The organism is Deltaproteobacteria bacterium (assembly GCA_019309045.1).
In the GTDB taxonomy this organism is placed as follows: Bacteria; Desulfobacterota; Syntrophobacteria; order BM002; family BM002; genus JAFDGZ01.
In genome coordinates this window covers 1-25,170 of the sequence record JAFDGZ010000017.1, presented here as the reverse complement: position 1 = coordinate 25,170, position 25,170 = coordinate 1, and the positions used below count along the sequence as shown (strand labels likewise).

Genomic DNA, 25,170 nt, shown 5'->3' with positions numbered 1-25,170 from the left:
TTCGTTCACAGGCAGCAGATGAAACCGAGGATGGCGGTGAGGGAAAAGATGCTGTTGCTTGCTGCGTTCCCTGAAGACGGTGGTTTGAGACGGTCGAGCAGCCCACTGCTGGCGACAATGCTGATCAGCTGCCTTCTTGTTTCCCTTTGGGTTTCCCCGTCGTGGGCAGCTTCTTCGCAAGGGAGGACAAATCTTGCAGCTGATAAGATTCTGCAATTTGCCGACCACCTTTTTTCTAAAGAGGAATACTACCGAGCCATCAGCGAATACCAGCGTTTTCTTTTTCTTGCACCCCAGCATCCCCGGGCACCCCATGCTTCTTTGCGCATAGCTGAATGCTATTATGGCGGGGGAAAATGGCAGCAGGCCCTGACAGCAGTGGAACAGTTCCTGCTTGCTTATGGTGAGCAGCCATTGCGCTGGCAGGGGTATTTCCTCAAAGCCCGATGTTTCATGGAACTGCAGCAAGGCGAGGCGGCCAGGCAGGAACTGCACATGGTCATTGACTCCAGCACGGACGAGGAGATTTCTTCAGAAGCCTGGTATCTGACAGCGCTTACCTATGCCAGGGAAAGTCGCTGGCCAGAGGCGCAGAGGGCTCTGGCCGAAATAGGCAGCCGCAGTCCACTGTTTGACAGAGGGCAAAGTCTACAAAAAGTCTTGCACGAAGCTTCGCAGATGAAGCGAAAGAGTCCCACTGGCGCCGGCATTATGGCCGCTCTTGTCCCGGGTTCAGGCCACCTGTACTGTGAGCGACCCAAAGACGGCCTGCTGGCCTTTCTTTATACAGGCGGCTTTGGCCTGGCTACCTGGGAAGCCTTCAGGCAGGGCCATCAGGAACTGGGAATCGGTCTGGGCCTGGTTACCCTGGCCTTCTACGCGGGCAACATCTTCAGTGCGGTGAACGTGGCCCACAAGTTCAATGATCGTCAGCAACTGCGAATCCGTCAGAGGCTGGTGCCCTTCGAACGCCTGGGTCTCCAGATCAGGGGCGGTGAGTCGTGGCTGGTGGCTTTCAGTTATTCATTTTAAGGAGGCTGACAATGACAGCTCCGGGACGGTTGTGGCTGATGCTGATCTTGGTTTTGGCTGTCCTCTCGATTCAGGCAGCAACTGATGTGGCCACGGCTGACACTATGAGAGGGCCGTGGAGCCAACAAAGTGAAGTTGTTCACAGTAGAAGCGGGCAGCAGATGCGGCCAGCATGGTCCCTGCCTGCCAAGTTCTTTTCCTCCCTGGTCAGATTCTTTCAAAAGGTTATATCACCAGTAGATGGCAATCGCTGCCCCAGCTATCCTACCTGCTCGGCTTACAGCAGGCAGGCATTCGAGAAGCACGGCTTCTTGCTCGGCACCCTTATGACAGTGGACAGGTTGTATCACGAAGCCTCCGAGGAGGAATATGCCCCCATGGTTGTTGTGCATGGAGTTAGGCGCATCTACGATCCTCTGTGGGCGAATGAATTCTGGCGACATCCTGGGAAGGGACAGAAGCAGTGGCGGTGATAGAGATGCCAGTTTTCGACAAATCAGGCCATATGAGTGTGACTATAGAAAACATGGGTGTGCAAGGCGGCAGCCATGGCGGGCGGCTTTCTGCAAGCTGCTCAGCCCCATTGCGCTGTCTGTCTGACAGGCTTATTAATTTGCACGAGGAGGAGGGCCTATGATCTACAACGAAGAGTACGAAACAATGCCGAGGGAGGCGCTGGAAGCCATCCAGCTGCGGAGGCTGCAGAACACGGTCTCGAGAGTCTACAACACCGTGCCGTTTTACCGCAAGCGATTTGACGAAGCCGGGGTCAAGCCGGAGCATATCCAGTCTCTGGAGGATCTTGGCAAGCTTCCCTTCACCTACAAAGAGGATCTGCGGCAGAATTATCCTTTTGGCATGTTCTCGGTGCCCATGGACAATGTGGTGCGGATTCACGCCTCTTCTGGCACCACTGGCAAGCCAACGGTGGTGGGCTACACTGCCAGGGATGTGCAAACCTGGTCCGAGCTCATGGCCCGGACTCTCATGGCAGGAGGCGCCACCAAGGGGGATATCATTCACAATGCTTATGGCTATGGACTCTTTACTGGAGGATTGGGCTTTCACTACGGCGCAGAGAAGCTCGGGGCCTCGGTCATTCCTATCTCCGGTGGCAATACCAAACGCCAGGTAATGATCATGAAGGATTTCGGTCCTACCATACTCACCTGCACGCCTTCCTATGCCCTCTACATTGCCGAGGTGGCAGAAGAGATGGGGATCGATTTTCGACAGCTCAAGTTCAAGGCGGGAATTTTCGGAGCTGAACCCTGGTCCGAGACCATGCGCCAGGAAATAGAGCGCAAGCTCAATTTGAAAGCAGTAGACATCTATGGACTCAGTGAGATTATTGGCCCTGGAGTCTCAGTGGAATGTATCGAGGCACAGAGTGGTTTGCACATTTTTGAGGACCATTTTATCCCGGAGATCATCGATCCGGACACAGAAGAAGTACTGCCGTATGGGACTGTAGGCGAACTGGTTTTCACTACCATCACCAAAGAAGCGTTTCCGGTCATCCGTTATCGAACCAGGGACATCAGTGTGTTGTATCCTGAGCCATGCCGCTGCGGCCGCACCATGGTCCGTATGGGTAGAGTGCAGGGCCGCAGCGATGACATGTTGATCATTCGGGGCGTCAATGTGTTTCCCTCCCAGATCGAAAGCATCATTATGGAAACCGAAGGCATCGAGCCGCACTACCAACTGGTAGTGGATCGTGAGGGGAGCATGGACAATCTTACAGTCATGGTGGAAGTGAACGAGAAAATATTTTCTGACGAAATCAAAAACCTGCAGAACATGGAGCGCGGTCTTGAGAAGAATATCAAAGAGATGTTGGGAGTGTCTGCCAGAGTAAAACTGGTGGAGCCCAAGACCATCCAGCGGAGTGAGGGTAAGGCTGTACGGGTCATTGACAAGCGCCAGATTTGAAAGTGTTCAATCCCGGTAGTCAGCCTGTAGCGTCCCGTGGGTGTTGACAATACAGTCGCCTGCCTGAAAAAGCTGGCCAGGACGACTTCCAACCAGGCTCTAGGGCTAGCTGCATAGACAACTGGTTTGCCAGCACCAGGACAAAGGAGGAGATTATGAGAGTTGAACAAATTTCGATATTCCTCGAGAACAAAGCAGGGAGGCTTGCCGAAGTAACCCGCATCCTTGGACAGGGCAATATAAATATCCGCGCCCTTTCACTGGCTGATACTTCCGACTTTGGCATTCTCAGGCTCATTGTCAACGATCACGAGAAGGCAAAAGAGATACTCAAGGAGCATGGCTTCACAGTCGGCAGAACCGAAGTGGTGGCTGTGGAGGTCGAAGACAAACCTGGTGGACTCAACAAGATCTTGCAGATACTGTTCGAGGCCCACATCAATGTGGAATACATGTACGCCTTTGTCCAGCAAAGCGGCCAGAATGCAGTGCTCATTTTCCGTTTCGATGACATAGACGCGGCAGTGGATGTCCTCAGGCGAAACGGAGTTACGGTCATAGAAGGCAAGAAACTGTACAGCATGTAAGGCGCCGGCAGGTTTTCCTCGGGGACGCAAGGAAGGGAAGACGGCGGGCAGCAAAGGAAAAGTGCCGCCAGAGGGTAAAGGATGGGGAGTCTTTCTGCCGTGCCGTCTACAGAGAACTTGCAGTAAATGAGGGGTGCCCAGGAGAAGAAGAGAGATGGATTTGCTGGAAAAGAAAGGGAGGGGGTTATGAAGTTAGGGCGATTGAGAGTTTGGAAGATATGGTTGAGTATTTTGGCGGCACTGCTCCTGCTGCCAACCGGCTGTGCCAAAAAAAAGGAGGCCAAGGCTCCGTACAGGATTGGTGGAATTTTTGCCATTACAGGACCTGCATCCTTTCTGGGGGAACCGGAGCGCAATTCTATGCTGCTGCTGGCCGAAAAGATAAACGCTGCCGGGGGCATCAATGGTCATCCGTTAGAGGTGATCATTTACGACACTGAGGGTGATGCAACAAAGGCAGTGCTCAACGCCAACAAGCTGATAGAAAAAGATAAGGTGCTTGCCATTGTGGGACCTTCGCGCAGCGGCACGACCCTGGCAGTGGTGCCGATTGTCGAGAAGGCTCAGGTGCCTCTCATTTCCTGCGCTGCTTCTGTGAAAATTACTACGCCGGTAAAAAAGTGGGTTTTCAAGACGCCGCAGACCGATGTGATGGCAGTGTCCAAGATCTACGACTATCTCAAGGGGCAGGGCGCCAAGAAAATCGCCATTCTTACTGTCAGCAACGCCTTCGGTGACAGCGGCAGACAACAATTGCTCCAGCAGGCCGCCGATTACGGCTACCAGATCGTGGCTGACGAAAGGTTTGGACCGAAAGATACTGACATGACGCCGCAGTTGACCAAGATCCGCGGGCTCAAGCCAGAGGCCATTATTTGTTGGGGAACGAATCCAGGTCCCGCAGTAGTGGCCAAAAATATGAAGCAACTTGGCATGGACATTCCACTCTACCAGAGCCATGGTGTGGCCTCGAAGAAGTTTATAGAACTTGCGGGCAAGGCTTCCGAGGGAATTATCCTGCCCACCGGCAAAATTCTGGTGGCTGGAAGTCTTCCTGACAATGATCCTCAGAAAGCGGTGCTGCTCCAGTATATCTCTGAATATGAAGCGAAATATAATAGTGCTGTCTCGGGCTTTGGCGGCTACGCCTGGGACGGCCTGCAGATACTGGCACAGGCCTTGAAAGTGTCAGGCGCTGACAGGGCCCGGTTGCGTGATGAAATCGAAAAAATCACAGATTATGTCGGAATCAGTGGGATCTTCCGCTTTTCTCCCAAGGATCACAACGGCTTGAACAAGGATGAAGCCTTTGTCATGGTAAAAATTGTCCAGGGTAATTGGCAGATTATTAAATAAGGGCATTTCTGCAGGCAAGTGAGAAGAGCGGCTCTCAGCAGCCGCTCAAATCTATTCTAGCAGAGGAGTGAACCTCAGCAATGGATCTCGGCAGCCAAATCCTGCAATATTTCATCTCGGGCATCACCAACGGCGCTATTTACGCCGTGATTGCTCTCGGTTTTACCGTCATCTACAATGCCACCGAGGTGATAAATTTCGCCCAGGGCGAATTTGTCATGTTGGGGGCCATGGTGATGATCACCCTCAGTGGAGTCAACGGCTTGCCTGTGTGGCTGTGTTTTATTCTGGCAGTGTCAGTGGTGACACTGGTGGGTATGGTGCTGGAGCGGCTGGCCATCAGACCAGTGAAGTCTGCCAGTGCCATCAGCCTCATAATTATTACGGTAGGCGCTTCTATTTTCCTGAGGGGCGTGGCCATGATGCTCTGGGGCAAGGATTCTTTAGGGCTGCAGCCGTTTACAGGTGAAAGGCCCATCAGGATCGCCGGTGCCGCACTGACGCCTCAGAGCCTCTGGGTACTTGGCATAACAGTGCTGGTAATGGTTGCCTTGCAGTTTTTTTACAAAAAGACCATCACGGGCAAGGCTATGAGGGCCTGCTCTTTCAGCAAAAGGGGTGCCTGTCTGGTAGGAATTGGGGTAAACCGCATGGTGCTGCTCTCTTTTGGCCTGAGTGCTGCCATGGGCGCGGCCGGCGGCATCGTCATTGCGCCCATCACCATGTGTGGCTACGACATGGGTACTATGCTCGGACTCAAGGGCTTTTGTGCAGCAGTTCTGGGAGGTCTTGGCAGCAGTCCTGGATCCATTGCAGGAGGTTTTCTTCTCGGTATACTGGAAGCCATGGGCGCCGGCCTCATCAGCTCCGGATTCAAGGACGCCATTGCCTTTGCTATCCTGCTGATCATGCTGTTCATCCGACCGAGCGGTTTGCTCGGCCAAGGCGAGACAGGTAGGGTGTAAAATCGAGCGATTAGGCAATCGCCTCAATAACATTGTCTCTGTTGTGTGGCTGGAAATTATCGCAAAGCACAGGTGGCTGCAGGTGAGCATATGCGGGGTTGTGCTGGCGGCAGTGCCATTGCTGCTGCCAGGCCGCTATTATCTAAATGTGCTCATCTTTATTGGCATTCATACCTTGCTGGCGGTTGGCCTGAATCTATTAATGGGATACGCTGGCCAGATCAGCCTGGGGCACGCCGCTTTTTTCGGCCTCGGGGCCTATACTTCTGGGATTCTTTCCGCCACCTATCAGGTGTCTCCGTGGCTGGCCATGCTGGCTGCGGTGGCAGTGACAGTCACGGTGGCCCTGCTCGTGGGTATCCCCACACTAAAGCTTACTGGTTATTACCTGGCCATGGCCACTCTAGGCTTCGGCATCATCGTCCACATTTGCTTCAAAGAGTTCACCTGGCTCACTGGCGGCCCTTCAGGTCTGGTAGGTATACCCTCCCTGCGGTTGGGAGGCTTGGTACTCGACGACCCCTGGTCCTACTACTACCTGGTGTGGGCAGTGGTGCTCGGTGCCATCAGCCTCAGTCTCAATATAGTGGACTCCCGGGTGGGAAGGGCTTTGCGCGCAATTCATGATAGTGAGACCGCAGCTGCGGCCTCCGGGGTGGCAACGGCACAGTTGAAGATCTGGGTGTTCGTATTGAGCGCTGTGTACGCTTCAGTGGCAGGCAGCCTCTATGCCCATTTTGTTACCTTTATAAGCCCGAGCTCCTTCGATTTCATGTTCTCCATCAAGCTGGTCACTATGGTGGTAATTGGCGGTATGGCCAGCATCTGGGGCGCCATCCTGGGGGCGGCCACCCTGACAGTGCTGCCCGAGGTGCTGGCGGTATTTCACGACTACGACATTATCATCTTCGGTACTATCCTCATGGTGGTGATGATTTTCATGCCCCAGGGGCTCACCAGGGGAGTGCTAGATCTTGTTGGTAGACGCCGCCTGCAGCAGAGCGCGGCAACGGCGGGCCGCTCTGACGGTTGAGGAGGGGATTGGCGCCATGGAACGAGAACACCAGGAACAGGTGCTGCTGCAGACAGAACAGTTGTGCAAGTCATTCGGCGGTGTACAGGCGGTGTACGATGTCACTTTTTCTGTCTATAGTGGGCAGATAAAAGGGGTTATAGGTCCGAACGGCGCTGGCAAGACCACTCTATTCAACCTGTTCACCGGAGTCTATCCCGCGGACAAGGGCAAGGTCTACTTCTGTGGCAGAAGTCTCGAAGGACTGGCACCCTACAAAGTCGCCGAATACGGCATTGCGCGGACGTTTCAGAATGTTGAGTTGTTTGAACACATGAGTGTGCTCGAAAACGTCATGGTGGGGCTTCACCCTCGAACGAGGGTGGGATTTCTTGGAGCTGCCTTCCGACTGCCGAGCGCACGCCGGGAAGAGAAGCATATTCGCCAGCAGGCTCTGGAGATCCTCGAGTTCATCAAACTGGCAGAAAAAGCAGACCTGGCCAGTGGCTCTTTACCCTTTGGTCTGCAGCGCAAGCTGGAGATTGCCAGGGCCCTGGCAGTTGGTCCCAAACTTCTGCTGCTGGATGAACCAGCCTCCGGTTTGAATGCGGCCGAAACTGCAGACCTTGGCCGCCTGCTGCTGCGTATACGCCAGAGGGGAATTACCATTTTGCTGGTGGAGCATGATATGAGCCTCACCATGGATATCTGTGACGAGATAATGGTAATGGACTATGGCCGCAAGCTGGCCGAGGGAAGTCCCCGTGAAATCCAACAGCACCCTGAGGTAATTGCCGCATATCTTGGAGAGGAGCCAGTTGCTTAGGATTCGAAATCTGCAGACCTTCTACGGCCGCATTAGGGCTCTGGACAATATTTCTCTTTCTGTCAGGCCGGGTGAGATCGTGGCGCTCATTGGAGCCAACGGTGCTGGCAAGAGTACCATACTGAACAGTATTTCTGGCATTCTCACGCCGACTCATGGGGATATCTTCTTCGAAGGGATTCGCCTCAACAATCGCTCCCCTGAGAGTGTGGTGCGGCTGGGCATAAGCCAGGTGCCGGAGGGCAGACTTATCTTCCATCCTTTGACTGTGCTGGAAAACCTGGAGCTTGGCGCCTATGTGCGCTTCAAGAAGCGAGACAAAGCGAGGATCTTTGAGGATCTGGATATGGTGTTCACTCTGTTCCCCACTCTTGCCGAGAGAAGAGATCAGGTCTCGGGCACCCTTTCTGGGGGAGAGCAACAGATGCTTGCCATCAGCAGAGCGCTCATGGCCCGGCCTAAAATGCTTCTGTTGGATGAGCCATCTATGGGACTGGCCCCCCTGGTGACTGCAGAGATACTGCGAACGATCGTGCGCTTGCGTGATGAGGGAATCACCATCCTGATTGTGGAACAGAATGCCCGGGCCGCCTTGAATATTGCAGATCGGGGTTATGTCCTGGAGACAGGAAGGGTGATTCTGGAAGGAACCGGTTCGGAACTGTTGGAGGACAGTGAGGTGAAGAGGGCCTACCTGGGCAAAGACTACAGGGAGTTTGCAGAAGGAAGGTGACAAGGTGCCTATGTGGAATAAACAAATGGAATGCCAGCCCAGAGAAGATCTGGTGCAACTGCAACTGGAACGACTGCAGGCAACGCTGAACAGGGCATACAGAAACGTTCCTTTCTATCATAATCGCTTCGAGCAGGTGGGAGTTGAACCTTCGCACTTCCGCAGCCTGGAAGATCTGAGCCGCCTTCCCCTTACCAGCCGGGACGATCTCAGTATGAACTATCCTTACGGGCTCTTTGCAGTACCGTTGCGGGATATAGTGCGGATACACAGCACCACCGGCACGGATGTGCGGCCAACAGTGAGTGGCTATACCAGGAAAGACCTCAAAGTTTGGAAGGAACTTGTGGCCCGTTGTCTCTGCGGAGCAGGGGTGGGCCCTGAAGATATAATCCAGATCTGTTTTGATCCTGGTCTGGCAGATTGGGCCAGAGAATTCAAAGATGGGGCCGAGGCCATGCAAGCCTCTGTGATACCTATGACCGTAATGGAGATACCCAAACAGATTATGGTCATGAACGACTATAAGACCTCGGTGCTTGTCTCCACTCCTTCTTATTTGAGGCAAATTATTCGAGAAATGACCCGCATGGGCATCAATCCGAATGCCCTGTCTCTCAAACGGGCAGTTCTTCTCGGAGAAACGCTCAGCCAGAAGACCCGGACCTTCCTGGCAGACTCACTGCACATCAATATTCACACAGCTTATGGTCTCAGCGAGGTTCCAGGTCCTGGCATCGCCTATGAGTGCAATGAACACGACGGCTTGCACATCAACGAAGACCACTTCGTTGTGGAGATAATCGATCCAGAAAGCGGCGCCGTCTTACCAGCCGAACAAAACGGCGAAGTAGTGCTGACAACCCTTACAGCCCAGGCATATCCCCTTGTTCGTTTTCGCACTGGAGACAGGGGCAGCATAACAATGGAGAGCTGCAACTGCGGCAGGGTATTTGCCAGATTGCGGCAGGGCCGCGGCCGTACTGACAGCCAGCTGGTCATTCGGGGAGTAAAGATCCATCCACGTCTGATTGAAGGCATTATTTCGCAGCTGGTCCAGGGGAAAAAGACATCATATGTGGGATTCGTCCGGCGCCAGGAAGAGCTCGATCTGCTGGAGATCTGGATTGAGGTGGATGAGGACAATTTTTCTGATGAGATAAAGGTTCTGGAGCAGCTGGTGCACCGTATGCGGCAGGAGCTGGAACAGAGGCTGGGAATACCTGCCCGGGTCCGCCTGGTGGAATCAATGAGCATGGCAGCCTGTCGAGAGCATCTGGGTCGGATCGTAGACCAGCGGACCAATGGCTAGACATTCAATTTGTGGAAATAATTTCGGGGATCATAGAGCAGGTATATTACGATTGGCTGAAAATAATCAAGAAAAGATGAGATAATTTGTCTACTGTAAACCATTTTACCCTGTTATTTTCATTAGTAATCTCCTTGACATTCCTGGAACTATCTGGTATGCGAAAAAGCGATTGAAACCTGCCTTACCGTGTCATTGTTCCAACACTGTCCCTTTACGGTTTTTTATTTAGCAAGACGCTCTATTCAGGTAGCAGTCATGAGGGTAGTGCAGAGCCACATCCTCCGAACCCCAAAGTCGTGCATCAGCGGCAGACGTCCCGGAATATTCTGGCTATGGTTCGTTTTTTGCAATAAAACTTGCAAATTAACTTGTTGAACCCTGGGGAGAAAGGAGAAAGCACATGAGAGGAAAATGGATTGCAGGCGTGCTGGGGATCTTGATTATGATTGTCTGTCCAACCCTCGCTTTCGCAAACGGCTTTGCCATCAATGAGCAGGGGGCCAAGGCCCTTGGCATGGGCGGCGCCTTTGTTGCCCAGGCCGACGACCCTACAGCTGTGTACTTCAACCCTGCGGGCATCACCCAGCTCAGTGGGAGCCAGGTATCTCTGGGAATGAGCGCCATAAGCCCGGATGCCAAATTTGAAAGCAGCACCGATGATCCAGTTTTTTATGGTACCTCCTCCGGTGACAAAACCAATCTGAGAAACCACACCTTTTTCGTTCCCAATGCCTACTTTACCCAGCAGTACAATGACCGCCTCAGTTTCGGACTGGGAGTGTTCGCCAACTGGGGCTTGCGCACCGAGTGGCCAAAAAGCTGGCCGGGCCGCTTCATCCCTGGAGGCACGGATTCTGAACTGAAGACGGCTTCCATCAATCCGGTGATCGCTTTCAAACCGTGGGATCGGGTCAGCGTTGGCTTCGGCGCCGTGCTGCAGTACTTTGAATTCGAATTGAAGAGCAAGCAGTTCGCAAATTTTAATCCTGTGACAGGAGAGGTTACTGAGCTGGATACCAAGTTCAAAGGCGACGACTGGGGCGGCGGCTGGAACGTGGGTCTGCTGGTTGAGCTCCCGTACAATTTCAAGTTTGGGGCTTCTTATCGAAGCCAGGTGAATCACACCATCTCCGACGGGGATCTCAAGTTCAGCCCGCAGGTCCCGGGAGTATTTTTCAATACTAACCTGAGAACTTCCTTCAAGACACCTGCCATCGGCTATCTCGGACTTGCCTGGTCATGGGGCCCCCTGACTCTTGAATTCGACACCCACTGGACAAACTGGTCCTCTTTCAGTGATCTTTCAGCGGATTTTGACGACCTGATTGGCGGCAAGACCAGTCTGCAGGTAACGGAAAACTATCATGATGCCTGGGCGTACCGTTTCGGGACGCAGTACAGGGTGAACGAGTACTTCGATGTTCGAGCCGGGCTCATCTATGACGAGAGCCCGATCCCTGATAAAGCACTCAGCCCGCGCATTCCTTCTGGTGACAGGTGGATCTATACCGTGGGCTTCAGCGGCCACTATAAAAAGATCGATCTGGATTTTGCCTACAACTACCTGGACGATGAGAATCGCAAGCTCGGCAAAACCGCCGGAGAATACCTGAGCGAGCAACTCGAGCCCATACTGGGGCCATTCGCACCGCCTCCGCTGGAGGGCAAATTCAAGGATGTGGACGCCCACATCTTTGCCCTCAATATTACCTATCGCTTCTAAACACAGCTAATAAAGTGAGCAAAGGGGTCCCTTCTCGGGGACCCCTTTTTCTTACGAGTTGCGGGTTTCGCCTTTCAAGTCTTCATAAAGAATTTGGTCCTGTTTCGTCTTCCAGTCCCTTTTCCAGCACCAACCATCAACTGATAACCGCCCACCTTGAAATAGTAAAGCAGTTCTGTTATTGAAATTAATTTCAAGCCGGGCAAGGGAGATTGCGCTGACTGAATGCAGAGGTTTGCCTCCATAGACATTGGCTCCAACACCCTGCGGCTGCTCATTGCTGAAAAGACCCGCGGCGGCAGAGTTCGAGCCGTACGGCTGGAAAGACGCATCACTCGGCTTGGGGAACATTTCCTCCCCGGGAAAAGGCTGCAGCCCGAGGCAATTCACCGCAGTATCGAGGCGTTGCGACAGTACGCAACCTTCATGAGAGAAGAGGGGGCGAAGCACTGTCTGGCTGGTGCCACAGCCGTGGTAAGAGAGGCCCACAACGGCCCTCTATTTGTAAAAGCTGTTGAGGAACAGACTGGTCTCGAAGTGACGATTCTCAGCGGGGCTGAGGAAGCACGCCTTTCCCTGTTAGGGGTGACCTCAGTAATTGATGCCAGCAAAGGCAGCATTGCTGTGTTCGACATTGGCGGGGGCAGTACCGAGGTTGTCTGGCAGCGACAGCAGCAGGCACCCCTGGTCAACAGCATCAGCCTGCCCCTGGGAGTGGTCCACCTGACAGAGAGGTTTCTTCAGCAAGACGATCCTCCTGGCGCCGGTGCTTGCCGATCTCTGCGGAAGTATGTGCGCAGCGTCCTTGCCGATGTTTCCCTGCCCGAGGACATCAAGGGTGCCCACTGGGTAGGGACTGCCGGTACGGTGACTACCCTGGCGAGCATGCGCTGTGGCTTGCAGCGCTATGATGCAGACCGCATCAATGGTCTGAGCCTTCAAAAGAGTTGGCTCGAGCAAATGGCCGATTTATTGGCTGAGACACCGCTGCGTCAGCGCCGCGACATCCCGGGGCTGGAGCGAGGTCGAGAAGACATCATCCTGGCCGGCGTGCTCGTTACACTCGAGTTGATGGATATTGCTCAGGTTTCACAAATTACTGTTAGCGACGCCGGCTTGCTCGAAGGGTTGTTGTTGCATCTCCTGGAAAAATTCTCTGAGTGCCGCCCGCAAAAGGGGTGCCAGCATCCGGAGTGAATCTGAAACTTCGGCAACATCATTCTGTGACTGCTGTTTCTCGGACTGGCCCTTGAGACTTCACTTCATTCCTGGTATCTATGAAGGAACAATTTCATGGTAGACCAGAGTATTTCAGCACGAGGAGCATACATGAGTCCAGAGCACCCAGACTTTCCGTTGGCGCTGACCTTTGATGACGTCCTTCTCCTTCCTGCAGCCAGCAAGGTCCTGCCGAGGGATGTGCAGGTCGATACTCTATTGACCAGAGATATCCCCATGAACATACCTTTGCTGAGTGCTGCCATGGACACGGTCACAGAAGCGAATACCGCCATCAGTATGGCGAGGGAAGGCGGCATCGGCATAATTCACAAGAACATGAGCATAGAGCGGCAGGCAACTGAGGTGGACAAGGTCAAGAAATCTGAAAGCGGCATGATTGTTGATCCAGTGACCATGCATCCAGACCAGAAGATTTCAGAGGTACTGGAAGTGATGCAACGGTACCGCATTTCTGGCGTCCCCATTGTCAAGGATGGCAAAAAGCTGGTTGGTATCGTCACCAACAGAGACTTGCGATTTGAGACCAACCTGGAGCAAAAGATCTCGGCTGTAATGACAAAAGAAAATCTAGTCACAGCGCCTGAAGGCATAACTCTGGAGGAGTCCAAGATTCTGCTCCATGAGAACAGGATAGAAAAACTTCTGGTTGTCAACGAGCAGGGCGAGCTGCGCGGCCTCATAACTATAAAAGACATCATGAAGATCAAGAAATACCCCAATGCCTGCAAGGATGACCTGGGAAGATTGCGGGTTGGCGCAGCAGTGGGGGTTGGCCCTGATCGCGACGCCCGTGTGGAGGCCTTGATACAGGCCGGCGTAGATGTGATCGTGGTGGATTCCGCCCACGGGCACGCCGAGGCCGTGATAGAGAGCGTCAGGGAGATAAAGCAGTCATTTGCGAACACGACGGTCATTGCCGGCAACGTAGCTACCGCCGAAGGCACTAGGAGCCTGGCTGAAGCAGGAGCCGATGCCATCAAGGTTGGCGTTGGCCCTGGCTCCATCTGTACCACCCGTGTGGTTGCCGGGGTGGGAGTGCCGCAGATTACCGCCATAATGGAGTGCGCCAAGGTGGCAAACAAGTTCGAGCTGCCTCTCATTGCAGACGGCGGCATCAAGTACTCGGGAGATGTGGTGAAGGCTCTGGCAGCAGGGGCGCATTCGGTGATGATCGGCAGCCTGTTTGCCGGCACTGACGAGAGCCCGGGTGAGACAGTTCTCTACCAGGGCCGTTCCTACAAGGTTTACCGTGGTATGGGTTCAATGGCTGCCATGAAAGAGGGCAGCAGCGAACGCTACTTTCAAGGAGACATTGAAGAGGACATCAAGCTGGTTCCCGAAGGAATAGAGGGCAGGGTGCCTTACAAAGGGCCGCTTTCATCGAGTGTCTACCAACTTATCGGCGGCTTGCGGGCAGGGATGGGCTATGTGGGTTGCAGCACCCTGGCGGAACTTCGTCAAAAACCCCGGTTTATCCGCATCACCCCTGCGGGTCTCAGGGAAAGCCACGTGCACGACGTCATCATTACCAAGGAAGCGCCCAATTATCAGGTGGATTGGAAATAAATGGGCAGAGACGACGAGAAAATATTGATTCTGGACTTTGGCTCCCAGACAACCCAGCTCATTGCCAGAAGGGTGCGGGAGTGTCAGGTTTATTGTGAGATCCACCCCTGTCATATGGAGTTGGCAGACATCAGAGAGTATGCCCCCAAGGGGATCATTCTTTCTGGCGGACCAGCAAGCGTTGCTGAGCCCGAGGCACCGCTCTGCTCGAAGGAAATATTTGCTCTTGGCATCCCGGTGTTGGGTATCTGTTATGGTATGCAGCTCATGACGCATCTTCTGGGGGGCGAGGTGGAGCGTGCTCCCAAAAGAGAATACGGCAAGGCCTTTTTGCAGATCGATTCTTTTGCAGATCTTTTCAAGGGTTTTGCCAAAGACATGGCTCAACCCGGGGAACAGGTCTGGATGAGCCACGGCGACAAAATCAGAAAAATGCCGCCGGACTTCAAGAGAATTGCTCACAGTGCCAACTCGCCAGTAGCAGCCATGCGCCATATCCAGAAGCAGTTGTATGGGGTGCAATTTCACCCGGAAGTGGTCCACACTAGACGGGGCACTGAGTTACTGAAAAACTTCCTTTTCGGGATATGCCGATGTGAACCTACCTGGACCATGAAATCCTTTGTGGCTACAACTGTGGAACAGCTGCGGCAGACCATAGGCTCTAAAAAGGTTGTCTGTGCTCTCAGCGGTGGAGTGGACAGTTCGGTGGTTGCCGTGCTGCTGCACAAGGCTGTGGGCCGTCAGTCCACCTGTATTTTTGTAAACAATGGCCTGCTTCGCCGCGGCGAAGCAGAAGAGGTGCAGGAGATTTTCCGGCATACTTTCGACATAAATCTTGATTACGTGGATGCCTCCTCAGAGTTTCTCGAGAAACTGGCTGGCGTTGTCGAGCCGGAACAGAAGCGAAAAATTATTGGCAACCTTTTCATCGACATCTTCGAGGCGGAAGCAAGAAAGATTCCCGGGGCCGAATTTCTTGCCCAGGGCACGCTCTATCCAGATGTTATCGAAAGCGTTTCTTTCAAAGGACCGTCAGCCACCATAAAAACACACCACAATGTGGGCGGCCTGCCGGAAGTTATGAAGCTCAAGCTCATAGAACCACTGCGGGAGCTTTTCAAAGATGAGGTGCGCCGGGTGGGTGCCGAACTGGGTTTGCCGGAAAAGCTCATAAAACGCCACCCCTTTCCCGGACCAGGGCTGGCAATCAGGATTCTCGGCGAGGTGACCCCGGAGCGTCTGGCAATCCTCCGTGAGGCCGACGGAGTGGTGCTGGAGGAAATGGAGGCCAGCGGCCTCTATGATCAGGTCTGGCAAGCATTTGCTGTGCTCTTGCCAATCAGGACAGTGGGCGTCATGGGTGACGAGCGGACATATGACCAGGTGATTGGTGTCCGGGTGGTGGAGAGTGTTGATGCCATGACTGCGGACTGGGCCAAGGTTCCTTATGAGGTGCTGGGGCGAATCTCCAACCGCATCATCAATGAGGTGCAGGGGGTAAATCGAGTTGTCTATGATATCAGCTCCAAACCACCGAGCACCATCGAATGGGAGTGAGCAGTGCCTGACCGCCTCTGGACTGTGATACCGTGTGGCTGGCTGGTCAAACTACTGCGGGGCTTTCATTCTGCCCAAGACAGCTAATTTTCTGGTTCAAGGCATTCCGCATTCTTCCCCTCACGCTTTCCTGATGTCAAGTTTTCACAATGATTTTTCCTTGTCCTCTCGAATCGCTACGGGGAGTCATGGACAGCCACAACGCACTCTGATGGCGACAGCGGAGACAGTCCATGCGGCGCGTTGATTTTGTCCATTTGCATGTCCATTCCAGCTACAGTCTGCTCAGAAGTACCATCCGGTTGTCCCAGCTGCTGAAACAGGCCCAGGCCTATCGCTTGCCAGCTCTAGCTCTAACTGACCATGGCAATATGTTGGCGGGCATTGAGTTTTACGAACTGGCCTTCAGCCATGGTATCAAGCCCATCCTCGGCTGCGAACTGACGGTAGTGGACGGTGATCTGCAAGGTCCTGAGGCAAATGAGACCCCGGGAGACTCCCATATTGTCCTGCTGGTGAAAAATCAGCGCGGTTATGGCAATCTTCTCCAGCTGGTAACACTTGCCCAGGAGCGGGGCTGGACTTTGCAGGCAAAAATTGCTCGCAGCCATCTCCTGGAACACCACCAGGGACTCATTCTCCTCAGCGGTTGTGGCAGGGGCCAGATTCCTGCAATGCTCTGCGCAGGAGATTCTGCCCGGGCAAGAAAGGTTGCGGTCGAGTATCTGGAAGTGTTTGGTAGAGACAATTTTTATATAGAGCTGCAACCTGGGCGCTCCACGGAGAAGCGGCACCTGAATGAGCGGTTGTACTCCCTGGCAAGGAGTCTGGAGCTGCCCATAGTGGCCTCTGCCAATTGTCACACGCTGAGTGCCAGCGAGGGAGAATTACTGAGGATGCTCACAGCCATAAGAAAAGGAGTTCCCCTGCGGTTGACGCAGGTGGCAAAAGATCACTCCTTTTTGTCACCACAGGAGATGAAGGCCGAGTTCTCTCATCTACCTGAAGCCATTGCCAACACAGTAAAAGTGGCGGAGCGTTGCAACCTGGATCTAAATCTTGGCAAAATCAAGCCGCCAAGGTTGCCAGAGGAGCAAGAGAGTGATGCCGCAGCTCTGCTGGCGGAGAGAGCCCGGCAAGGCCTCGATGATCGGTTGGCCGAATGGCAACAACGGAATGAGTACCGACAACGGCTCAGCCATGAACTCGGAGCAGTGGCGCGAGCAGGACTGAGTGACTTCTTCCTAATTATTGCCGATCTGGTAGATGCAGCAAAGGCTGCCCGCATTCCGCTCGGACTGGCAGGAGGCAGAGCTGCCAGCAGTCTGCTGGCCTACGCGCTTGGCATCAGTTCGGTCGATCCTGTTCCTCACGGCCTCTACTTCGAGACTTTTCTGAATGAACTGCTCAGTGAGATTCCCGAGGTGGACATGGGACTGCCCATGGAAGCACGCCAGGAGGTCTACGGCCTCCTTTGTCAGATTTACGGTTCAGCCCGGCTTGCTCATATAGTATCTGTGGACACCATGCAGAAGCGTACAGCCATCAGGGATGTTGGCAAGGCTCTCCAATTGGAGCCTGGCGTGGTGGAAAAGGCTGGAGAGGCGGCAGCCAGTGTGCAGGCTGGTGGCCGCCACCAGAGAACAATTGCAGGACTTGCACTGGAGGGCGCCAACACCAGCAGCAAGATGGATAAACTGCTTGCCTATGCTGCAGCCTTTGAAGGTTTGCCGCGGCGGGTGAGCACCCATGCCACAGGAATCGTGATTGCCCCCACTGAAATCGACAAGATGGTCCCCCTTTACAGGGGACCGAGGCGGGAGTGGGTGAGCCAGTATGACGCCAGGGCATTGAAGCGACTCGGACTGATCAAACTGGACCTGGTAGGGAAGAGATACTTGACGGTCATTCAGAAAACCTGTCAGTACGGTCCAGAGGTAGATGTGGTTGACCCTGGTGGCACTGATACCCTTTGGCGCGATGCCAAGAGCTTTGCCGTGCTTTGCCGGGCTGAGACAGTGGGCCTCCCCTATGTAGACACTCCAGCGGCAAGAGATCTACTCCGCATTGTGCAGCCGAAGTCTTGCGATGAACTGCTTTACACCCTTGCCCTCGTGCGCAGGAGAGCGGCCCTGCGCAGTACCGCCGGAGAAGGTGCCTGGCAGCATACTGGAGGGGGGCCTGCCGAACTGTTGGCTAGAGGCGGCCAACGAGGCGCTGAGAAAAATCAGCTTTCTTTGATTTTTGATGAAGATTTGCTGGAGGCGGTGGTGAGACATACTGGTTGGCAGTTGGCCAAAGCAGAGCTTTTTTGCCGTCGCCTGCAACGCGAAACATCTGAGACTACCGATGATCTGAGAATAGAATTTCTGGAAGCTGTGGCCAATAACAAGGGCACGGCGGGGGAGAAACTCTGGGTCAGCTGCCAGAGGGCGGCAGCTGGACTGCAGAGAAAGAGCGACACAGTGTGTCGGGCGCTGGCAGTGTTGCAGTGCTCCGCTGTCAAGTGTCGATTGCCGATACCTTATGTGGCAGCGTTCCTCAACAGCTACCTGGCACAGCCAGAGATGTTGCTGGAGCGGCTCGAGGCATGCCTGCACGAAGGCCACAGAATTCTGCCGCCAGATATCAACCTCAGTCTTATCGAATTCAGCCCCACTGAACAGGGGATCTTGTTTGGCCTTGCTGGAATTCGTCATGTGAGCATCAAGACAGCAACGGCAATTGTTGCTGAGCGGCAAGAAAGAGGCCCTTTCAGTTCCCTGGCGGATCTCTGTGCCAGGGTCGGTCAGGAGCGGTTGGGCCGCAAGGCCCTTGAAACATTGATAAAGTCTGGGGCGCTGGACTGCTTTTCCTGCAGCCGCAGACATCTGCTGCAACTCTTGCAGACAACATTGCGGCAGATTCGTCAGGGACAGATGGCCCTGTTCCAGCAGAGTGAATTCTCAGCAGCTGGTGAGACAGGTGGAGAAAGTCTGCAGGAGTGGGATACGCCAACAGTGCTTACTTTCGAGAAGGAGGCGCTGGGAGTCTACCTCAGTCACAACCCCTTGACTGCGCACCAGCAGCTTCTTGCAGAGATTGCGCCCGGGGGAATTGCAGCTGTTTCTGAGATGGCTGCTGGCGCTCGGGCCCGGGTTGCAGGAATCATCGGTCGAATAACAAGGGAAACCAGTCGGCGGGACGAACCTCTCGTCAGGGTCAGGGTGGCAGATTTCAGGGATTCTCTGGAACTATTTATTTTTGCCGACACTGAGGTGGCAGATGGCGTCGAGCTGGAAAAAGGTGAACTCGTGCTGGCAATCGGCAGGGTGGCCGATGAACAAGGCAAGGTTCGCCTGCTGGCAGACAGAATATTGCCCCTGGAGCAAGGCTCCTGGGAACTTGTCGAAGCTGTGCATCTCCATTTTGAGGCAGGAAGTGTTTCGCAGCAACACATGGCCAGCTTGAAAAAGCTTCTTGCCCGGTATAAAGGAAAGTGTCCACTGTTTTTTCATTTTCACCTCAGCAGCCATACTGAGGTTGTCATGCGCCTGCCTGACAGTTTCTCTGTACAGCCGAGCAGAACGCTGCAGGAGAGACTGACAGCAGAATTCGGGGGCAAGTGCTGGCGGATTCAGTACGGCAACTAGGGTGGCCTTGCATCGACATATGGGAGCATGATCACTGGCGAGCCAGGGGTGAGAGGCCGAGGGCTCACTGTTGTTGTCAGAGTCCTTCAGGATGCGAACATGAGGGAATACCGAGAGAGAGAGTATCGCAGCTTCCTTCGCTGCGACAGGTTGCTTGCCTTCGAGGTCAGGGTTAAGGAGACAGATCTCTTTATTCTGGCTGACAGCGATCTGCAGCAACAGGCAGTAGAAGCAGTATACCGCATCCGGGGGCCGTTGGAGAATTATGTGGCTGACCATCCTGAATTTCTCCACTCCCTGACACCGTTGCCGGTAGATCCGCTGGCGCCCGCGGTGGTTAGAGAAATGACTCAGGCAGGCCGGCTTTGCGGCACTGGTCCAATGGCTGCAGTGGCGGGAGCTATAGCCGAGCGGGTGGGAAAGGAACTGCTCGAGACCAGCAGTGAAGTGGTGGTGGAAAATGGTGGAGATTGCTTCGTTAAGGTGAATATGCCCATGCAGTTTGGTATTTTCGCTGGCGACTCCCCTTTGAGCGGCAAAGTGGCAGTCTGGATTAGGCCTGAACAGACTCCCCTGGGAATATGTACTTCTTCCGCTACGGTGGGACACTCTCTGAGCTTCGGTCGGGCCGATGCAGTTACTGTGGTGGCTGCATCCACTGCTGTGGCCGATGCTGCAGCCACCAGGATCTGCAACGAGGTGCATAACAGGGCTGATATCAAGAGGGCGCTCGAGCTGGCCCAAAGAATAGAGGGAGTGAGGGGTGCCGTGGTTGTGATCAAGGATAGGTTGGGAGCGTGGGGGGATATCGAACTGGTGGATCTGCCGAGGTAGAGGTAAGGAGTGACCCTTCTGCCGGGGAAACCACTTGTTTTTTTGACAAATGTTGGTATACTCGCAAAAACTTGCATTTTGATACGGAGAAGCGTTTACTTGTGCTCGGAAAGCGCAAATAGGCAGTTGTGAGCAGGTGGTTGTATGAAGAATCTGTGGGCTCCTTGGAGAATGGAATACATTCTCGGCAACCGGCCGAAGGGTTGTATTTTTTGCCCAGAGGGTAATGGTGAGTCTGACGAAGAGCGACTGATACTCTATCGCGGCGAGCGCATAGTAGTTATGATGAACCGGTATCCATACAGCAATGGCCATCTTTTGGTGGCGCCCTGGAAGCACGTCTCCGGTCTGGACGGCTTGGCAGACGAAGAGTTGCTGGACTTGATAAGGACAGTACAGCGCTCTGTGGAGGCACTGCAGGGATGTATGGCGCCCGACGGCTTCAACGTTGGACTCAACCTGGGCACAGTGGCTGGTGCTGGCGTAGAAGCGCACGTGCACTTTCACATTGTCCCCAGATGGAACGGGGATACTAATTTCATGACGGTCTTTGCAGATGTACGGGTGATTCCGGAACATCTTCAACAGACGTACAGGAGGCTCCTTCCCTACTTTGCAAAGGAGAGAATGGATGAAAGCACTTAAAGTTGCGGTTTGGGGCATATTGACGCTGTTTCTGGTGTTGTTCTTTTTCCAGAACCGTGAGGCGCTTCTCCACAAAATCACCCTCGAGCTGGTCATTTTTGGGCCATTACAGTTTCGCTCCGTACCGATTCCTCTCTATGCCCTCATTCTTTTGTCTCTGTTCATTGGAGTAGTTACAACTGCGTTTTACTGCGGTTTCGGCAATCTGCGTTTACGAAGCAACCTGCGATCCCTGAGGCAGCAGAACAACAGGTTGCAAGAGGAGCTGCAATCCCTGCGGAATCTGCCCATCACCCAGGAAGAGGTGATTACTTCCAGTCCCGCCAGAGAGGTTGCTGCCACCTCAGAAAAAAAGGACGAAGGTGCTGATCCCACCAAGACCGATGTGATGGATGACTGAGCTTATCCCGCATATTTGGGGCATGGGATTCCATACTTATGTCTTTATTGGCGTCGCCTGCATGCTGGGCGTGATTCTTGGCTACTATGTTGGCAGACGCAGAAGAAGCCAGAAAACGTCCCACCACCCCGCGAACCTTCCTGACAGCAGCAGCGCTTTGTTCCAGGGAATAAACTATCTGCTAGCCAATGATACTGATCAGGCAATCGAGGCTTTTACCCGGGCTGTTCAGGTGAATTCGGAGACTATTGAAACCTATGTGGCCCTAGGCAATCTCTTTCGTTCTAAAGGAGAGATCGATAAAGCGGTGCGCATTCGCCAATCCATTCTGCTGCGTCCCAGCGTTGATCCAGAGACCAAGCTGCAAGCTCTCTTCGACCTTGGCATGGACTACAAGAGGGGAGGTTTGCTGGATCGCGCCATTGCAACTTTTGAAGAGGTGATTCGACAGGCTTCCCATCGGTTGGATGCCTATGTGCAACTGGAGGCTTTGCTGGAAGCAACCGGTGATTGGGGGCGAGCATACGAACTCCAGAAAAAAATCGGCAAACTGAACAACAACAGGGTGCAATATATCCTGGCACATTTGCGTACAGAACAAGCCAAGGCCAGAATGGAAGCGGGCGACCTGGAAACTGCTAAGAGCTATCTCAAGAAGGCGCTGTCCCTGGATCCTCACTGTGTGGACGCCAGCTTGCAACTGGGAGAACTCTACCGGTTGAAAAACAAGCCCAAGAAAGCCTTTCAGGTATGGAGGAAGATAATCAGAAGCAGCCCTGAGTGGGCGCACCTGGTACTTGAACCCCTGGAAGAACCTGAAGAGGAAACTGGACGCGAAGCCCGGTTAGTCGAATTTCTCACTGATGTATCTGCTGAAAATCTAGATGCCGCAGCTCTGGTTGCACTGGCCAAGTGTTTCCTCAGGCGAGATCGCAAGGAAGAAGGGTTGCAGACCCTCAAACGAGCCCTGCAGCTGGAACCAGAGTTGTTCGAAGCCAGGAAGATCCTGGGAAGGGCTCTCCTGGCAGAGGGGGACATTGAAGGAGCCGTGGAGCAATATGAAGATCTGCTGGCGCACCTGCAGCCGGAGGGCAGACCTTATCGATGCCGGCAGTGCGGCTACGAGACCGAGCGAGTGTTATGGAGGTGCCCAGGGTGTCAGAGGTGGGATACTATCCAACCCAGGCACGTCCGCGTTAGTTTGCCCTGACAGGAGAAGGTTGGCCGAGGCTGTGAACAAATGAGTAAGATCACTCCCATGCTGCAGCAGTACCTGGAGATAAAAGAGCAGCACAAAGATGCAATCCTCTTTTATCGCATGGGAGATTTTTATGAGATGTTCTTTGATGATGCGGTGGTGGCAGCTAGAGAGCTGGAAATCACCCTGACCTCCCGCGACAAACAGGCGAAAAACCCCATCCCCATGTGCGGCGTGCCCCATCATGCTGCAGATGGCTACATCTCTCAATTGCTGCAAAAGGGGTATACCGTTGCCATCTGTGATCAAATCGGGGATCCCCGCCAGGCCAAAGGACTGGTTCGCCGGGAAGTGGTGCGAGTTGTTACTCCTGGCACTGCTATGGACCATATTGACGGTAAATGTGCCAATTACCTGGCTGCCCTGTACTGGGGGGGAGAAGTTGGCGGCCTGGCATACCTCGATCTGTCCACAGCTGAATTTCGCCTCACTGAGATATCAGGGTTGCAGAAATGTATTGACGAACTGCGCAGAGTAGAGCCGCGCGAACTGCTCCTTGCCGCAGATTCTCAAGTGGAGCGCGAGATGTGGCTGGATGATGCCAGCCGATGCAGTGTCAAAGTCCTGCCGGCAGAGACTTTTGATGTGGGCCGGGGGAAAAAACTTCTGATCGAACAATTTCAGGTGCATTCTCTGGAAGGCTTTGGAGTGGAAAATTGGCCGCATGCCATAAGGGCGGCAGGGGCAATATTGAGCTATGTACAGCGGACTCAGAAGAAACAGGCTGCCCACATCAAGCGATTGCAGCCATATCGTCGCCAGGATTACATGGTTATCGACGAAGTTTCGAGTCGACATCTGGAACTTCTCCGTTCCTGGTATGGCGACGGCCGGCAAGGGAGTCTATTAGGGTTGTTGGATGACACGGTCACTGCCATGGGCGGCAGGCTCCTCAGGCGGTGGATCCGCTATCCCCTGTTGGAGCCGGTCAAGATCACTAGACGGCAGAGTGCGGTTTCCTGTTTTCGTCTCCATGAGGCTGTTCGCTCGCAACTGCGGCGAGAAATGGAGCAGATCTACGATCTCGAACGGCTTTACAGCCGGGTAGCTATGGGTACAGCGACTCCCCGTGATCTTGGGGCACTGCGACGTTCACTGCAAACGCTTCCCCGCGTCAAACACCTGCTGGGCTATCTGCAAGAGGACAGTATCCGCGAACTTGCTGACAGGCTGGATCCGGTCCAGGATGTAGCAGAACTGTTGCAGCAGGCGCTGGTAGACGCCCCGCCGCTCACTCTGACCGAGGGGGGAATATTTCGCTCAGGCTATCACCCCGAACTGGATCAGCTGACAACATTGAGCCGCCAGGCAAAGAACTGGATTGCCAGCATGGAAGCGGCGGAGAGGAAAAAGACTGGCATCAACTCTCTCAAAGTCGGCTACAATCGGGTCTTTGGCTATTATCTGGAGGTGTCCAAGGCGAATCTTGCTCTGGTTCCCGAACATTATATTCGCAAGCAGACCCTGGCCAACGCGGAAAGGTATGTTACTGAAGAGCTCAAGGAATATGAGACCCAGGTTCTCAGTGCGGATGAACGAAGAATACGGCTGGAGGAGGAACTATTCCGGGAGTTGCGGGCAGGGGTTGCTGCTCAGGGAGAGCGCATCCAGCAAAGTGCGGCAGTGATCGCCGAACTGGATGTTTTTGCGGCGCTTGCAGAGGTGGCTAACCGCCACAACTACTGTCGGCCGATAGTGGATGACAGCGTTGAGATCAGTATTGTGGAGGGCCGCCATCCGACAGTGGAGGCGGCTTTGCCCAAGGGAGAGTTTGTGCCCAATGATATTCATCTGGACCACGAGTCTCACCAGGTCCTTATTATCACCGGGCCCAATATGGCGGGGAAATCAACAATTTTGCGGCAGGTGGCCCTCATTGTCCTCATGGCTCAAATGGGCTGCCCTGTGCCTGCCAGTTCGGCCCACCTCGGCGTGGTGGACCGCATTTTTACCAGAGTAGGGGCTTCCGATGAACTGACCCGGGGCCGCAGCACCTTTATGGTGGAAATGCAGGAAACCGCCCATATTCTCCACCAGGCCAGCGAAAGGAGTCTGGTGATTCTTGATGAGATCGGTAGAGGAACCAGTACCTTCGACGGTCTCAGCATCGCCTGGGCCGTGGCGGAATTTCTCCATGACTGGCAGGGAGTGGGCGTCAAGACCCTTTTTGCCACCCACTACCACGAGCTTACCGAGCTTTCCGCCACCAGGCCCAGAGTGAGGAATATGACGGTTGCAGTAAAAGAGTGGGGAGATCAGGTGATTTTCCTGCGCAAGTTGATCGATGGTGGGGCCAATCGCAGCTACGGCATCCAGGTGGCGAGGCTGGCTGGCCTCCCCGAGGAGGTTGTCCTGAGGGCCAAAGAAATACTGCTCCATTTGGAACGTGACAGCGAGGAAGGACATGGACTTCCCAGACTGGCGCGCTCATACAGGGGACAAAGGCAGCAGTGGCTGCAGCTCAATCTTTTCCAACAGGGGGATCAACAGTTACGTCGGCGTTTACAGAGTCTGGATCTGGAGCGGTTGACTCCCCTGGAGGCATTGAA

The 25,170-nt window shown here is 54.1% G+C and carries 20 protein-coding genes; all 20 read left to right on the top strand.

The features are described 5' to 3' along the window. The first annotated feature begins 30 nt into the window (after positions 1–30). Positions 31–1,032 carry a tetratricopeptide repeat protein gene (locus tag JRI89_05450; protein MBW2070684.1) on the top strand — a complete coding sequence of 334 codons (1,002 nt, stop codon included), beginning with the start codon at positions 31–33 and terminating at the stop codon, positions 1,030–1,032. 161 nt (positions 1,033–1,193) lie between these two features. After that, positions 1,194–1,505, top strand: a complete 312-nt coding sequence (locus tag JRI89_05445; protein ID MBW2070683.1) for a membrane protein insertion efficiency factor YidD — start codon at positions 1,194–1,196, stop codon at positions 1,503–1,505. A 160-nt stretch (positions 1,506–1,665) separates the two neighbouring features. After that, positions 1,666–2,967: a phenylacetate--CoA ligase gene (gene paaF / locus JRI89_05440; GenBank protein ID MBW2070682.1), complete on the top strand. Its 1,302-nt coding sequence runs from the start codon at positions 1,666–1,668 to the stop codon at positions 2,965–2,967. A gap of 155 nt (positions 2,968–3,122) precedes the next feature. After that, positions 3,123–3,554, top strand: coding sequence for an ACT domain-containing protein (locus JRI89_05435; GenBank protein ID MBW2070681.1), 432 nt, complete (start codon positions 3,123–3,125; stop codon positions 3,552–3,554). Positions 3,555–3,740: 186 nt separating this feature from the next. Further along, on the top strand, positions 3,741–4,910 hold the full coding sequence (locus JRI89_05430) for an ABC transporter substrate-binding protein (protein ID MBW2070680.1): 1,170 nt from the start codon (positions 3,741–3,743) through the stop codon (positions 4,908–4,910). An 80-nt stretch (positions 4,911–4,990) separates the two neighbouring features. Beyond that, a complete protein-coding gene (locus JRI89_05425; GenBank protein ID MBW2070679.1) occupies positions 4,991–5,875 on the top strand; it encodes a branched-chain amino acid ABC transporter permease in 885 nt (294 codons plus the stop codon). A 58-nt stretch (positions 5,876–5,933) separates the two neighbouring features. After that, complete coding sequence (locus tag JRI89_05420; protein ID MBW2070678.1) at positions 5,934–6,908, top strand: branched-chain amino acid ABC transporter permease; 975 nt, start codon at positions 5,934–5,936, stop codon at positions 6,906–6,908. 16 nt (positions 6,909–6,924) lie between these two features. Beyond that, positions 6,925–7,713 carry an ABC transporter ATP-binding protein gene (locus JRI89_05415; protein ID MBW2070677.1) on the top strand — a complete coding sequence of 263 codons (789 nt, stop codon included), beginning with the start codon at positions 6,925–6,927 and terminating at the stop codon, positions 7,711–7,713. Then, positions 7,706–8,446: an ABC transporter ATP-binding protein gene (locus JRI89_05410; GenBank protein MBW2070676.1), complete on the top strand. Its 741-nt coding sequence runs from the start codon at positions 7,706–7,708 to the stop codon at positions 8,444–8,446. The genes JRI89_05415 and JRI89_05410 overlap by 8 nt, the downstream gene beginning before the upstream one ends. A 25-nt stretch (positions 8,447–8,471) precedes the next feature. Continuing rightward, positions 8,472–9,758 carry an AMP-binding protein gene (locus JRI89_05405; GenBank protein ID MBW2070675.1) on the top strand — a complete coding sequence of 429 codons (1,287 nt, stop codon included), beginning with the start codon at positions 8,472–8,474 and terminating at the stop codon, positions 9,756–9,758. A 403-nt stretch (positions 9,759–10,161) separates the two neighbouring features. Beyond that, entirely contained in the window at positions 10,162–11,484 is a 1,323-nt protein-coding gene (locus JRI89_05400; GenBank protein ID MBW2070674.1) for an outer membrane protein transport protein, read from the top strand. A gap of 225 nt (positions 11,485–11,709) precedes the next feature. After that, positions 11,710–12,681, top strand: a complete 972-nt coding sequence (locus JRI89_05395) for a Ppx/GppA family phosphatase (GenBank protein ID MBW2070673.1) — start codon at positions 11,710–11,712, stop codon at positions 12,679–12,681. 132 nt (positions 12,682–12,813) lie between these two features. Further along, positions 12,814–14,292, top strand: a complete 1,479-nt coding sequence (gene guaB / locus JRI89_05390) for an IMP dehydrogenase (GenBank protein MBW2070672.1) — start codon at positions 12,814–12,816, stop codon at positions 14,290–14,292. Beyond that, entirely contained in the window at positions 14,293–15,852 is a 1,560-nt protein-coding gene (gene guaA / locus JRI89_05385) for a glutamine-hydrolyzing GMP synthase (GenBank protein ID MBW2070671.1), read from the top strand. A gap of 233 nt (positions 15,853–16,085) precedes the next feature. Beyond that, positions 16,086–19,484, top strand: coding sequence for a DNA polymerase III subunit alpha (locus tag JRI89_05380; protein MBW2070670.1), 3,399 nt, complete (start codon positions 16,086–16,088; stop codon positions 19,482–19,484). A 99-nt stretch (positions 19,485–19,583) separates the two neighbouring features. Next, positions 19,584–20,318, top strand: a complete 735-nt coding sequence (locus tag JRI89_05375) for a UPF0280 family protein (GenBank protein ID MBW2070669.1) — start codon at positions 19,584–19,586, stop codon at positions 20,316–20,318. 144 nt (positions 20,319–20,462) lie between these two features. Continuing rightward, positions 20,463–20,963: an HIT domain-containing protein gene (locus JRI89_05370; GenBank protein ID MBW2070668.1), complete on the top strand. Its 501-nt coding sequence runs from the start codon at positions 20,463–20,465 to the stop codon at positions 20,961–20,963. Continuing rightward, positions 20,950–21,363, top strand: a complete 414-nt coding sequence (locus JRI89_05365; GenBank protein MBW2070667.1) for a LapA family protein — start codon at positions 20,950–20,952, stop codon at positions 21,361–21,363. The genes JRI89_05370 and JRI89_05365 overlap by 14 nt, the downstream gene beginning before the upstream one ends. Then, positions 21,356–22,573 carry a tetratricopeptide repeat protein gene (locus JRI89_05360; GenBank protein ID MBW2070666.1) on the top strand — a complete coding sequence of 406 codons (1,218 nt, stop codon included), beginning with the start codon at positions 21,356–21,358 and terminating at the stop codon, positions 22,571–22,573. The genes JRI89_05365 and JRI89_05360 overlap by 8 nt, the downstream gene beginning before the upstream one ends. Before the next feature lie 30 nt (positions 22,574–22,603). Beyond that, a partial coding sequence (gene mutS, locus JRI89_05355) for a DNA mismatch repair protein MutS (GenBank protein ID MBW2070665.1) occupies positions 22,604–25,170 on the top strand: 2,567 nt, incomplete at its 3' end.

Excerpts from the sequence above, each read along its gene's own strand:
- JRI89_05380 (MBW2070670.1), top strand. The coding sequence starts at position 16,086 with ATGCGGCGCGTTGATTTTGTCCATTTGCATGTCCATTCCAGCTACAGT.
- guaA (MBW2070671.1), top strand. The coding sequence starts at position 14,293 with ATGGGCAGAGACGACGAGAAAATATTGATTCTGGACTTTGGCTCCCAG.
- JRI89_05415 (MBW2070677.1), top strand. The coding sequence starts at position 6,925 with ATGGAACGAGAACACCAGGAACAGGTGCTGCTGCAGACAGAACAGTTG.
- JRI89_05435 (MBW2070681.1), top strand. The coding sequence starts at position 3,123 with ATGAGAGTTGAACAAATTTCGATATTCCTCGAGAACAAAGCAGGGAGG.
- guaB (MBW2070672.1), top strand. The coding sequence starts at position 12,814 with ATGAGTCCAGAGCACCCAGACTTTCCGTTGGCGCTGACCTTTGATGAC.
- JRI89_05360 (MBW2070666.1), top strand. The coding sequence starts at position 21,356 with ATGACTGAGCTTATCCCGCATATTTGGGGCATGGGATTCCATACTTAT.
- JRI89_05425 (MBW2070679.1), top strand. The coding sequence starts at position 4,991 with ATGGATCTCGGCAGCCAAATCCTGCAATATTTCATCTCGGGCATCACC.
- JRI89_05430 (MBW2070680.1), top strand. The coding sequence starts at position 3,741 with ATGAAGTTAGGGCGATTGAGAGTTTGGAAGATATGGTTGAGTATTTTG.
- JRI89_05395 (MBW2070673.1), top strand. The coding sequence starts at position 11,710 with ATGCAGAGGTTTGCCTCCATAGACATTGGCTCCAACACCCTGCGGCTG.
- JRI89_05375 (MBW2070669.1), top strand. The coding sequence starts at position 19,584 with ATGAGGGAATACCGAGAGAGAGAGTATCGCAGCTTCCTTCGCTGCGAC.
- JRI89_05445 (MBW2070683.1), top strand. The coding sequence starts at position 1,194 with ATGCGGCCAGCATGGTCCCTGCCTGCCAAGTTCTTTTCCTCCCTGGTC.
- JRI89_05365 (MBW2070667.1), top strand. The coding sequence starts at position 20,950 with ATGAAAGCACTTAAAGTTGCGGTTTGGGGCATATTGACGCTGTTTCTG.
- JRI89_05400 (MBW2070674.1), top strand. The coding sequence starts at position 10,162 with ATGAGAGGAAAATGGATTGCAGGCGTGCTGGGGATCTTGATTATGATT.
- paaF (MBW2070682.1), top strand. The coding sequence starts at position 1,666 with ATGATCTACAACGAAGAGTACGAAACAATGCCGAGGGAGGCGCTGGAA.
- JRI89_05405 (MBW2070675.1), top strand. The coding sequence starts at position 8,472 with ATGGAATGCCAGCCCAGAGAAGATCTGGTGCAACTGCAACTGGAACGA.
- JRI89_05370 (MBW2070668.1), top strand. The coding sequence starts at position 20,463 with ATGAAGAATCTGTGGGCTCCTTGGAGAATGGAATACATTCTCGGCAAC.
- JRI89_05450 (MBW2070684.1), top strand. The coding sequence starts at position 31 with ATGGCGGTGAGGGAAAAGATGCTGTTGCTTGCTGCGTTCCCTGAAGAC.